At 44.9% G+C, this 13,576-nt stretch carries 7 protein-coding genes; all 7 read right to left on the bottom strand.

The features are described from left to right. Positions 1 to 6: 6 nt before the first annotated feature. The 7 genes from LOZ80_RS08375 to LOZ80_RS08345 all read right to left on the bottom strand — a co-directional run bounded on the left by LOZ80_RS08375 (position 7) and on the right by LOZ80_RS08345 (position 13,571). On the bottom strand, positions 7 to 1,545 hold the full coding sequence (locus tag LOZ80_RS08375; protein WP_238171000.1) for a bifunctional GNAT family N-acetyltransferase/carbon-nitrogen hydrolase family protein: 1,539 nt from the start codon (positions 1,543 to 1,545) through the stop codon (positions 7 to 9). A 2,864-nt stretch (positions 1,546 to 4,409) separates the two neighbouring features. After that, on the bottom strand, positions 4,410 to 5,222 hold the full coding sequence (locus LOZ80_RS08370) for an SDR family NAD(P)-dependent oxidoreductase (protein WP_238170999.1): 813 nt from the start codon (positions 5,220 to 5,222) through the stop codon (positions 4,410 to 4,412). Positions 5,223 to 5,255: 33 nt separating this feature from the next. After that, entirely contained in the window at positions 5,256 to 6,023 is a 768-nt protein-coding gene (locus LOZ80_RS08365) for an SDR family NAD(P)-dependent oxidoreductase (RefSeq protein WP_238170998.1), read from the bottom strand. Positions 6,024 to 6,087: 64 nt separating this feature from the next. After that, a complete protein-coding gene (locus LOZ80_RS08360) occupies positions 6,088 to 6,666 on the bottom strand; it encodes a TetR/AcrR family transcriptional regulator (protein ID WP_238170997.1) in 579 nt (192 codons plus the stop codon). 58 nt (positions 6,667 to 6,724) lie between these two features. Continuing rightward, entirely contained in the window at positions 6,725 to 6,979 is a 255-nt protein-coding gene (locus LOZ80_RS08355; protein WP_238172930.1) for a sensor histidine kinase, read from the bottom strand. Next, positions 6,922 to 9,855: a hybrid sensor histidine kinase/response regulator gene (locus LOZ80_RS08350; protein WP_238170996.1), complete on the bottom strand. Its 2,934-nt coding sequence runs from the start codon at positions 9,853 to 9,855 to the stop codon at positions 6,922 to 6,924. Before LOZ80_RS08350 ends, LOZ80_RS08355 begins: the two co-directional genes overlap by 58 nt. A 152-nt stretch (positions 9,856 to 10,007) precedes the next feature. Further along, complete coding sequence (locus tag LOZ80_RS08345) at positions 10,008 to 13,571, bottom strand: S-layer homology domain-containing protein (RefSeq protein ID WP_238170995.1); 3,564 nt, start codon at positions 13,569 to 13,571, stop codon at positions 10,008 to 10,010. Positions 13,572 to 13,576: the final 5 nt, after the last annotated feature.

The following is a 13,576-nucleotide window of genomic DNA, read 5'->3' as shown; positions in this document are numbered from 1 at the left end:
CCCTGTCTAGGAACGAATTTGAAGGGAATAGATGTCGGTTCGTCGATCTCGAAAGGTCAAAACATCCGTCGATTTGCGGTGGCGCTGCAAAATCTCCATGTCGACCTCCGCCATGATGACTGTCTCTGTATTCTCGCTGCATTCGCCAGCGATCCCATCCCGCGGGAAGGAGAAATCAGCAGGGGTATATACACCAGACTGTGCGTATTGAATATCGACATTGTCCACATGTGTAAGATTGCCAACAGTTCCAGAAGTCACGGTGAACACTTGATTCTCAATCGCCCGTGCCTGGGCACAATATTTCACACGAAGAAATGCTTGACGATCTTCCGCGCAAAAAGGCACGAAAATAATCTGAGCGCCTTCCTCGGCAACAATACGCGAAATTTCCGGATACTCGATATCGCTGCTTAGCTGGATCGATATCTTCCCGCAGTCTGTATCGAAAACTTCAAGCTTCGAGCCGCCGTTGATTCCCCACCATCTTCGTTCGTTCGGTGAGATATGCAGCTTGTACTGCTGTGCAATCGTTCCGTCCCGGCGGAATAAATGGCCGACGTTATAGATACGATTGTTTTTTTCGACGAAATGAGAGCCGCCAATGATGTTCACATTATATTTAACCGCTAATTCGGTAAATAACTCAACATACTGCATCGTGAACGTGCTGAGTTTTCGAACGGCAAGGCTCGGTGAGCGTTCCTCGAGGAACGAGAGCAGCTGCATCGTCACATTTTCCGGGAAAACGGCAAAATCGGATTTATAATCAGCAGAAACATCGACATAGTGCTCGCATTGTGTCGCGAACTCCTCGAAGGAGTCAATTTTTTTCATCATATATTGAATGACACAAATGCGAACAGGGAACGACAGCTTGTAGTGTGTCTTGCTGTTGCTGGGCTTATAGTCAATATTGTTCCATTCGAGCAATGCGGCGAAGTTCATGGAATCCTCGTCATCGGACAAATAGTTCGTAATAATCCGCTTCAGGGTGAAGCCGTTCATCATCTGGAAGGTGAGAACAGGATCATAAATGTTCTGTTGAAGCACTTCTTCCGCATATTCTCGCGGCGACATCATGTCACTATGTTTGTGATACCCGGGAATGCGGCCCCCAACAATGATGCTCCGAAGATTCAGCTTCTCAGCTAATCGCTTGCGAGCCTCATATAATCTTCTGCCGATTTTCATTCGACGATAGTCAGGATGCACCATGACTTCCATCCCGTACAAATTTTCACCACGCGGGTTATGGTTGCGGATAAAACCTTTATCCGTAATCTCAGAATAGGTATGCTGCTCCAAGTAATCATCGAAATTAACAATTAAGCTCGAACAGGAGCCGATGATATCGCCATCCAGTTCCACACAAATTTGTCCCTCAGGAAAAATACGAATGTGGCTCTCCAAATGCGATATCTGCCAAGGGTTCATATTCGGGAAGCATATGTGCTGCAAGGCAATTATTTTCTGGAAATCTGCGGCTTCAATGCTGCGGATTATCACTTTCTTTTCAAATTGTGAAATTTGATCGGATGTCATATGTTCTCCCCATTCAAGCGTTAGTTTGTCTTCATTATAGGAGGGGACTTTCATACCCGTATTATTGGAGAGTAAAAGGATTGTAAAATTTGACACGTTTCGTCAAAAGTTGGCGTTAAACAAAAACAAAAAGAGCCAAATGACCACCAATCCGCCTAGAAGCTGCTCGATAACGAGGATTGAGTTTAGAATGCTAGATGGATTGTGCTGACGTAAAACCGAGCCTGCGGCATGGTCACCCAGTCAATGAACCTTGAGGAAAACCAAGCCACCTAACGAACCCAATACCCTTTATTTGGCCAAAATCGCTCATTCTGAAAATCTAATGAATGCCAGATGCTCTATTACAAGCAAATGACCATCATTCTGCCAATAAAGTGCCGGATAGCGTCAACTCAGTTCATTAAATTTCCAAAGTAGCCATTTTATCGTCTATAAGCATCATACAGTTCATTAGATGCCCTTTGAGACCGTGAACCTCCAAAGCAAAGAGGTCTGTGGTGGACACCATTATGAATAACCGAGCCTGCAGCATGGTCACCCAGTCAATGAACCTTGAGGAAAATCAAGCCACCTAACGAACTCAATACCCCTTATTCGGCCAAAATCGCTTATTTTGAAAATCTAATGAATGCCAGATGCTCTATTTAAAGCAAATGACCAGCATTCTGCCAATAAAGTGCCGGGTAGCGCCAACTCAGTTCATTAAATTTCCAAAGTAGCCATTTTATCGTCTATAAGCATCATACAGTTCATTAGATGCTCTTTAAGACCGAAAACCTCCAAAGCAAAGAAGTCTGTGGTGGACACCAATATGAAAAACCGAGCCTGCGGCGTGATCACCCAGTCAATGAACCTTGAGGAAAACCAAGCCACCTAACGAACTCAATACCCTTTATTCGGCCAAAATCGCTTATTCTGAAAATCTAATGAATGCCAGATGCTCTATTTCAAGCAAATGGCCATCATTCTGCCAATAAAGTGCCGGGTAGCGCCAACTCCGTTCATTAAAACTCAAAAGTAGCCATTTTATCGTCTATAAGCATCATACAGTTCATTAGATGCCCTTTGAGACCGAGAACCTCCAAAGCAAAGAAGTCTGTGGTAAACACCATTATGAATAACCGAGCCTGCAGGCTAAGTCACCCAGTCAATGAACCCTGAGGGAAACCAAGCCACCTAACGAACTCAATACCCTTTATTCGGCCAAAATCGCTTATTTTGAAAATCTAATGAATTCCAGATGCTCTATTTCAAGCAAATGATCATCATTCTGCCAATAAAGTGCCGGATAGCGCCAACTCCGTTCATTAAATTTCCAAAATAGCCATTTTCTCATCTATAAGCATCATACAGTTCATTAGATGCCCTTTAAGACCGAGAACCTCCAAAGCAAAGAAGTCTGTGGTGGACACCATTATGAAAAACCGAGCCTGCAGCATGGTCACCCAGTCAATGAACCTTGAGGAAAATCAAGCCACCTAACGAACTCAATACCCCTTATTCGGCCAAAATCGCTTATTTTGAAAATCTAATGAATGCCAGATGCTCTATTTAAAGCAAATGACCAGCATTCTGCCAATAAAGTGCCGGGTAGCGCCAACTCAGTTCATTAAATTTCCAAAGTAGCCATTTTATCGTCTATAAGCATCATACAGTTCATTAGATGCCCTTTGAGACCGTGAACCTCCAAAGCAAAGAAGTCTGTGGTGAACACCATTATGAATAACCAAGCCTGCAGGCTAAGTCACCCAGTCAATGAATCCTGATGAAAACCAAGCCACCTAACTAACCCAATACCCTTTATTCGGCCAAAATCGCTTATTTTGAAAATCTAATGAATGCCAGATGCTCTATTTCAAGCAAATGACCAGCATTCTGCCAATAAAGTGCCGGGTAGCGCCAACTCCGTTCATTAAATTTCCAAAGTAGCCATTTTATCGTCTATAAGCATCATACAGTTCATTAGATGCTCTTTAAGACCGAAAACCTCCAAAGCAAAGAAGTCTGTGGTGGACACCAATATGAAAAACCGAGCCTGCGGCGTGATCACCCAGTCAATGAACCTTGAGGAAAACCAAGCCACCTAACGAACTCAATACCCTTTATTCGGCCAAAATCGCTTATTCTGAAAATCTAATGAATGCCAGATGCTCTATTTCAAGCAAATGGCCATCATTCTGCCAATAAAGTGCCGGGTAGCGCCAACTCCGTTCATTAAAACTCAAAAGTAGCCATTTTATCGTCTATAAGCATCATACAGTTCATTAGATGCCCTTTGAGACCGAGAACCTCCAAAGCAAAGAAGTCTGTGGTAAACACCATTATGAATAACCGAGCCTGCAGGCTAAGTCACCCAGTCAATGAACCCTGAGGGAAACCAAGCCACCTAACGAACTCAATACCCTTTATTCGGCCAAAATCGCTTATTTTGAAAATCTAATGAATGCCAGATGCTCTATTTCAAGCAAATGACCAGCATTCTGCCAATAAAGTGCCGGATAGCGCCAACTCAGTTCATTAAATTTCCAAAATAGCCATTTTCTCATCTATAAGCATCATACAGTTCATTAGATGCCCTTTAAGACCGAGAACCTCCAAAGCAAAGAAGTCTGTGGTGGACACCATTATGAATAACCTAGCCTGCAGGCTAGGTCACCCAGTCAATGAACCTTGAGGAAAACCAAGCCACCTAACGAACTCAATACCCTTTATTCGGCCAAAATCACTCATCCCAAACCCAAAAACATATAAATTTTTATATGTTAAATAGGGCTAAGCTTCGCTTACCCAAAACCATGTAAATTCTTATATGTAAAAAAAGGAGCTAAGCGTACAAGCCGCCTAGCTCCTTTTGAAATTCATCATTCGGCAATGAGTGATACCTCTTCCCACGCCGCGACTTCCTTGATCCTTTGGCCCAGAGCATCCCGAATGCCATATGTCGCCAGTGCACCGACCGGGAAATGCAGCGGCGGATTCTCACTGTTGATCATCGTGATCATCGCTTTTACCGCTTTACCTTGATCACCCTTTTTCAAAGACTCATATCCTCGGTAGAATGCTTCATAAATAGGGGCATATTCAGGTAAAGGTTCAGCTAATTTCCTTGAATGTCCCATAAATTCTGTTTCGAATACACCGGGTTCCACAATTGTTGTCTTGATCCCGAAGGGTTCTAGTTCAGCAGCCATTGCTTTGGAGAAACCTTCTACAGCAAATTTGGAAGCTGCATACAGGCTGAACGTTGGAACAGCCCACACACCAAAGATCGATGAGATATTCACATAATGACCCGATTTTTGCTTTTTGAAGACTGGCAGGGTCTCACGAATGACATCCAGCATACCAAATACATTCACATCAAATTGCTTTCTGATTTCTTCATCTGTATATTCCTCCAGCATCCCAAAAAGCCCGTATCCAGCATTATTAACAACAATATCAATCCGTCCGAATCGCTCAACAGCTTCTTGAACCGCAGCTTGAATCTGCTCTTTCTTGGTCACATCCAATGATGCAATATGGACTTGATCTGGGGATGCTTTTTGCAGATCAGCTATGTCATTCAGATTACGCGCAGTTGCCACAATTCTGTCTCCCGTGTGAAGCAATTGCTCGACAAACTTACGACCGAAACCCGTGGAAGTTCCTGTAATAAACCATACTCTACTCATAGAAAATGTACTCCTTTAAGTTAGGAATTGTTATTAAGCTAGATAGATCGGAGCGCCAAATGGGGAAGAACCTGCGCCTCCGTCTACGCTAATTTCGGCCCCCTGGACGAATGCAGCAGCATCCGAGGCTAAGAACAACGCAACATTGGCAATCTCATCCGGTTCGCCCAAACGGTTCAGCGGAATCGAACGGGTAAGCTTGGACTCTATCTGGGCTAATCCTTCAGGCTGCCCCCATATTGGCGTTCTCGTCGCTCCAGGCGAGATTGTATTCACGCGAATGCCTCGCGGCGATAATTCCGAAACCATCACTCTTGCCATGCTGCTGATCGCGCCTTTGCTAGCCGCATAGGCGGACCATCCAGGGCTACCTGCACCCGCAAGCACCGAACTGTTCAGGATGACCGAAGCCTGCGGTTTCAGATATGGCAGCGCAGCTTGAACGGTGAAAAAGACGCCAGTAACGTTAATTTTGAGAATCTCCTCGAAAACGGAAAGTTCTGTCCCCCCTACTGGGGTATGACCAGAAATACCCGCATTTGCAAAAACCACATCCAGTTCACCAAATCTCTCCACCGCTGCAGCAACAGCTTTCTCCAAGCTGGCTGGATCGGTTGTATCCGCCTGAACGGCAAAACCATTGACAGTTCCCAGCTCCTCCAACGCCGCGTCTAAAGTAACCTGATTCCTGCCGGTAATCACAACTTTCGCTCCCTCAGCCACGAACAACTTGGCGGTTGCCAAACCAATGCCGCTATTCCCACCTGTAATAAACGCTACTTTGCCATCAAGTTTTCCCATTTTCGATTGCTCCTTTGTTTTCTAGAATGATCATTCCCAAATAGCCAAAAAAAAATTTACACACTCATTTCTCTAAAATTGCTTTGGAAACATTGGCTATACGATGAAGTTTCTCCTTATTGGTTGAAGCCCGAGCTAATACCCGCAGTCCTAGAAGCGCATTGTGCAGGCTTTCCGCTAGTTCTTCGGCGCTGCGATCCGTTGTAAACTCTCCCGCTTCCTGACCCCTCCGGATAATGTCTGTGAGAAGCCGCTCCGATCGGATGAAGCTTTCACTAACCTTCGCTTCCACCTCTGAATCCTGCGAGGCAAGTTCAATAGCCATATTCACGTACAAGCAACCTGGAGGACTGTCTTCAGCAATTCCATCTATCATCAAATCGAACATAAAGTTGATAGCTTCTTTAGGGGTTGCACGTAGGACACCTGCCTCGAGCCTCGAGTTGACCAGTTTGCTGTATCGATCAGCAGCCTGAAGGTATAGCTTATGTTTATCGCCGAATGTATCATACAAACTTCTGCGGTGTATACCCATAGAAGCGACTAGATCATTCATGGATGTCTTTTCATAACCTTGCTCCCAAAACAGCCTCATGGCTCTATATAAAACGATATCTTCATCAAATTCCTTTGTTCTTGCCATTTCGTACTGTCCTCCTTTCTGAAATGATCTTAACATATTGAGAACGATCGGTAAATAATTATTTTTTACTGATCGTTCTCAATATAAGGTTTGCTTCAGAAATCTTAAATGATACCGTTGTTCCCTCGCCAGGCTTGCTTTGGATTTGCAAGCCTGCTCCATATAAGCGTGTCAATCGGCAGTGCGTATTCAGCAGCCCGATTCCCCGATTTTTTGTACCGTCATGTGTTAACAGTCTGCTAATTTGATCTTCGTTCATCCCGATTCCCGTGTCTGAAACGAAGAAATGGACAGCTTCATCTTGTTTTTCAATCCGAATTGACGCAGTATCCCGTGTCGTACGGCATTCTCCACGAGCGGCTGCAAAGCAAGCGGTGGAATCAACATGTCCAGATCCGCCTGAACTTCCCACTCTACATGCAGGCGTTCCTCGAAACGCTGCTGTTCGATATATAAATAGTTTTCCACCAGTTGCAGTTCGTTGGACAACGGAACAAGCTGGCCAGCGGTCAAGAAGGAAAAGCTGATGCGCAGATAAGACATAAAAGCTTCGGCAAGTTCTCTCATTTTGGCCGTATCCATGTCGCTAAGAGCCAGGATCGAATTCAAGGTATTAAAGAGAAAATGCGGGTGAATCTGCGCCTGCAAATAGGCGGCTTCCATGTGCAAGCGGTCGTTGACGGCTTGCTTGAGTGACGAGAGCGACCAAGCGCGATACTTTAATTCCAAAGCATCCACAGGCTTAGTCACATAATCATTCGCTCCGGCAAGGAAGCCCGCATAGATGTCTTGCGGTTCACTGCGCGCTGTCAGCAGGATAATCGGCAATTCGTACAGGGTGAAACGCTCGCGAATCAATCGTGTCAACTCATAACCTGACATGCCAGGCATCATAACGTCAGCTATAACCAGATCCCATTGGCTCCTATGCAGTCTGCGAAGCGCTTCGTTCGCGGAAGACACGGTTTCGATATGGTAATTATCCATAGATAATATATGGACCAGCACTTTCAGATTGACGGGATCATCATCAACTGCCAACACCCTGACTGGATTACCGCTAGTTGTGTGCTTCGCAATCGGATCGGTTGCCATCATGTCATAGCTGGCTGCTACCATCGCGCCCGTTTCCGCAATAAGCTGCCTTGCCGCAACCCCTGTCGTATCCATCTCACACTCTGCTCGAACAAGATCCTGCGGCAACGAAGACTGCAGTTTCTCATTCATGATGGACAGTTTGAAACTGAAAGTACTTCCCTTGCCCAGCTTAGATTGTACTTGCAACTCGCTGCCGTGCAGTTCCACTAGATCTTTGCAAATGCTAAGCCCCAGTCCGATACCGCCACTGCCAAATGTCCCTTGCTCGTACGGCTTAAAAGCACGCTTTTGCATGGCTTCATCCATACCTATACCCGTATCTTGCACATGAATCCATACATGCCCTTGGTCTTCAACGGCTGCAAGCACGACACTGCCTTCATGGGTATATTTCAACGCATTATGTACCAAATTAATTAAAATCTGCACAAGCCGTTCTTCATCGGCGCAAACGCGAGGCAGTTCATCCTCTATGCGCATGCGCAACTCAACTTGCGTTCCCTTGGTTAGAAACCGCAGCATATCAAGTACGCCAGTCGCTAAGGATTGCACGTCTACCGCTTTCATACGCACGGTTATTCGTTTTTCCTGCAATCTTACAACATCCAGCAAATCATTTAGCATAAGTGACATTCGACGACTTACCATCACAAGCAGTTCCATGTCTCGTTGACTCTGCTCATCCAGCACTTGCTTCTTCCTCGTCAGCACGCTCTGAGCGATGTTCATAATGCCATGCAGCGGCGTCCGCAATTCATGCGATGTATTGGCAAGAAAGCGATCTTTCAGCCGGTTCGCTTCTGCAAGCTGCAAGTTGAGCAGCATATTCTCGTTCGTTTGGTGAAAGTATCTTTTGAACCAATGGGCGGAAAAACTGGTGAGAGCTGCAATCATATCTATAGGATAAAACATAAACTGAGCCGGTCCCGCGTAATAGGCAATTCCCCATAAAATATTATTGATGACACAAATGACAGAAAATAGCAGAAACAACGCGCCTTCTACTTTGTTGATGACCATTTTCAGAAAATAGTAAGCTGTCCAAAAGAGCGGTACATAATAGAAGATCATGTAATGCTCTTGCTCAATGGAATAGAGTGCGGCCTCATGCGGGCCTACGAAAACAAATAGGGTATAAGCAATCAGCAAAATAATGTAACATTTAAAAGCCACGATTCTCCGTTTGACACCGCTAACCATTCTTCCCATCAGCAATAGAAAAAAACTGAACCACATATAGGCAAAAGCTTTCAGCTTCAACATCCAAGCAAATTCGGTGTCAATCCACATGTACAAAAGACCATTGTGATGGACAGCAACCGTCATAGCCGAAAGGACCATGATCATGAAAAATACGATGAACTCCGTTTTCCTTATATTCATCAAGTAAATGATCAGGATATACAACGCATGCAGCAGCAAAATCACACAGGTGATAAGTTGAAAACTGATAGAGAACAAATATTTCTGGTTGATCTCTTTGTGTAAGCCAAACTGTACAGACCTTATGATACCGCCTTTCAGCGGCGACTCATAGTTGGCAGCTCGCACGAACAAATTCAACTCTCTTTGATCTCCTGGCGCATAATTGACCAGAAATGATTTGGTTTCGGAAACATGTTTACCCGGCTCCTCGGCGAGAACACCATAATGCGCGAGCACCTGACCATCGATCTCCACCTCAGACGCGGTATAAATCGATTGAAACCATAAGCTCAACTGTTCGGATATAGGGTGATCCAACAAGATGCGGACATGATAGGTACCGTAGCCATATGATCTATTGTGCGCAGAATCAACCGCTTCATGCCAATCTCCTGGGACATGCAGTTTTAATCCCTGCGAGGCGCTGCTTAGGCTTGACGCTCCGATCCATTGCTCAGGATAAAATGTCCACTCCCCATCCATGGGAAATGAACTTACTTGGGCAAGATCCACACCGCGCAAGTCCAGAACACCTTGCTTCACAGTTGGCGAATTAGGTACGTACAGGCGATCATGCCAAGTCCAGCGCACCGCAACCAGCAAGACAATGAAAAATAGCAAAAAACAAATATGTTTTAATTTAATTTCCCGCTTCGAAATTGTCATGAAGGCCTCATTCATCAAATATATTCAATCGGACATGGTTCAGTAATTCTAGCAACTAGTTTATCACATTTCCTGTCATGATTTGCTAACAAAAAAGAAGCTGCCTAACAAGTAAATACATCTACTTGGAGGCAGCGAGTGCATGTGTTCTTCTATAATCCTAACAGGACATAAACAATTTTGGCAGCTTCCGCACGTGTCGCAGCGGCAGAAGTGGAATTCGGATCGCTGAAGCTTGAATAAGTCGTCAGTATATCCGCGTTCTTCCCAAGGATAGCAGCCGCCTTTAGCGTCATTGCTGCCATCTGCTGCTTCGTTAACGTCTGGTTAGGATTGAAATTACCTGCTGAATCCCGTTCCACGATACCTTTGCCTGCCGCCGCAATAATCGCCGGATAATCTGCGTTGCCAGATGCGCTCATATCTGCAAAGACAGTCGGCGCATCAGAGTAATCGTTAGGAATTTGCAGAGCTTTTGCGAGCATAACGGTAAAATCCGCTTTAGTAATCAGCGCTTCCGGTAAATAATAGCTCGCAGTTCCACCAGCAGTAATTCCCTTGGAAGCTACCGTTTGGATTGCTGATTTGGCCCAATAATTGGCATTGACATCATCAAATGTTTTTTCGTGAAGTTTCACCACGGTCATCGTGTACGGTTTCAAAGTAGTAGTAGCGGAGAACTGATTGACTGGGATAGTGGGATATGGATTGCTTTTCGGTTCCTGTCTCCATATGGTGTAGTCGTTAACAAGAAACTCAGGCACCGGATCTCCACCGTATGACCAGATAGGCATCATTTGCTGACCTGGCAGCGATACTTCGATTTCTTTGTTGGTCCGATTGCTGAACACGACGGTTTTAACGCCATTGCCATCCCCTAGACCCCAAGCTCCTACGTCATTCACTTTCAAGTCTTTGCCATACACGTAGTCGGCTGGCATTGCGTTATTCATCATCCTGAAATCGCCTGAAGTCATAGTCATATCATAATAATACTCATTTTCTTTCAGCAATTGCCCGATTTCTCTGAAGGTGTAGTAAGGGGGAAGAACGACCATCCCTGCCTTATTATTGGTATCAAACCGATCCTGTACGACACCAAAAAATTGATTGTCAACCAGGCAATGATAGGCCGAAATCTGCACTTTGCCGGATTTAATGAAATTCAAAAATCTTTCCATATAATGCATGGCAAAGGCAGGCGTCTTTCCTAAATGAATTCTTCCTTTTTCAGCCAAATTCGTTTCGCCGCCAAAAATAAGTCCGCTAATGCCACCGTATTCTGTAATCCAGAACTCCTTATTCGGAAATTGCAATGACTGCTCTTTGATCAATTGATATCTGTTTTCATTATTCACAGTAAGAAAGTCCATGAATTTCTCCTGCGTCAAATTGTCAAGATCATGGATGCCTGTGTATTCATGTGGGATGACAGCATCATAGATATCTGGATTTGCGGCAATAGTCCTATTCCACTCCTCCCATCTGACATAGCGATTATGGGCGGTGTCGACGAGATCAAGCGGATCATTGGGCTTATGTGCGTCAGGATTGCCTACAATGATCGTTTCTTGCCATTTATCCAAAATCACAATGCCGACTTTAATCGTCGGATCAATTTGTTTAATCGCTTTGTACACTTGGCGCGCTTTATAGACGTAGTCGGTCACCGAAGGAAAAGCAGTGCCATATTTATTCAGATAAAATTCATTGCCCATCTCGATGCGAATCGGCTGCTCCGACAGCGTTCGAATTTCCTGCACCTCATCAATGATGTCCGCTACAGACTGGTAGGCAACATTGAGTACATAAGTGCTTGGCAAATTAAGTTCATTCGGGGTCTGAAATATATCGTTCAGATAAATGCCATTTTTGCCATTATTCTTGCCGCTGACAGAAGTATACTCGAATCCCGTTGTCACATTCGCATAACGCGGATCATTCGCATTGACTAATGAACCGTCCTTATGTAAATAATAATTGGCCGCTGTGCCGTCAGGCACTCTAAGGAGATCTAACCCCAGATCCTTCATCAGCGAATTGTTTCTTGGACTGAACCATTGATCGGATCGACCGAGATCATTCAGTTTGGGATCATTCATACCATATAGAGCCGTTGGGATAGCTTGCTTCTCCCCATACACAGCAAATGATGCTGTACCATAAGCCTGTGCCGCGGCCGGAGTTACTGTGACCTGACAGGTTGCAACAATGCTGTTATTGGCAGTTACCGCTTGGATCACAGCAGTTCCTGGCGATACGGCAGTTACAGCCCTTGCTTTTGAAGCACTTCCAGTTAACTTTACGATTTGTTCGTTGCTGCTGCTCCATATAACACTGTCATCGTCCAACTCCACATTTTTGGGTTCGTAGATCGCCCTCAAGTTTTCGGTGTCACCTACACGAAGGTTCATCGTTGTTTTATAGAGCTGCAAGCTGCTCACAATCGGTCCCGTATACGGATTATCGGCAGCTGATGCTAGTACCCGTACATCGTCCAGACTCGGCTTCAATAAATTATGCCCGAATGTGACCGTTCTTTTGATAGCTGTGGATAACCCGTTGTACATCCCCATCGTTTGATAGGCGGTTTCGGTTTTTTTCTTGATTTGCACGATGACCGAATTGCCATCCACCAATAATCTGACATCGTAGCTAACCCCAGACTCTATGGTGTAATCGGCAAGCTTCGTTTCACCAACGATGCCTGATTTGTAAAATGAGATTTTATTTTGTTTCACTAACAACGAATCATAATTGCTGCTTTGGCTATCGCCAAGATCAACCCTCATGAACGCGCCTGACGCCGAAACATCAGGAATGATGAGATTGAACGTCAACAGAAATTTCTTCCATGACTTGCCTTTGATCCTCGCCTTGGAGATAGAGTTAGCGTCCTTGGCTACAAACCTGCCATCCACATATTGATAGTTCATATAATTCCCCGGTGCCGCATCCCACTTGCTTGACGCTGTCGCAAACGTATCCTCAAAAACCGCAGGCCAAGAAGCTGTTGCTTGGTCTACATCGGGAATTTGCGGGAATTCAGCTTCCGGCGAATACACTTTGACATTGTCCAAACTTGGCTTCAACAGATTGTGTCCGAAAGTCACCGTCCTTTTCTCAGCTGCAAACAGGTTGGTATACATCCCTATCGTCTGATAGACGGTTTGAACATTCTTCTTCATTTGTACGATCGCCGAATTGCCATCAACCAGTATTTTAAAATCATAGCTGACCCCAGATTCCAGCGTGTAATCAGCCAGCTTCGTCTCGCCGACGATACCTGATTTGTAAAATGAGATTTTATTGGATTTCACTAATAAGGAATCATAATTGCTGCTTTGGCTGTCACCAAGATCAACCCTCATGAATGAGCCTGCTGTCGAGACATCCGGGATCACGAGATTAAAGGTTAAAAGAAACTGCGACCAATTCCTGCCTTTGATCCTTGCTTTTGAACTGGCATTTGTATCCTTGGCTGCAAAACGTCCATTCAAATACTCATAATTCATATAGTTGCCCGTGGGAGCATCCCATTTGGCTGTGGGTGAAGCAAAAGCATCCTCGAAGACTACTGGCCATGAAGCCGATACTTGATCGATATCAGGAATGACTGGGTCTTGGGCAGATACTTGCGACGGCATTGTGCTGATAACGCTCAATAATAAAGTGATGACCATACAGACACTCACGAATCTTGTGAAAACCTTCATTTTCC

Source organism: Paenibacillus sp. HWE-109 (assembly GCF_022163125.1).
Taxonomy (GTDB): Bacteria; Bacillota; Bacilli; order Paenibacillales; family NBRC-103111; genus Paenibacillus_E.
The sequence above is the reverse complement of the archived record's forward strand: the minus strand, read 5'-3'. Positions and strand labels throughout refer to the sequence as shown.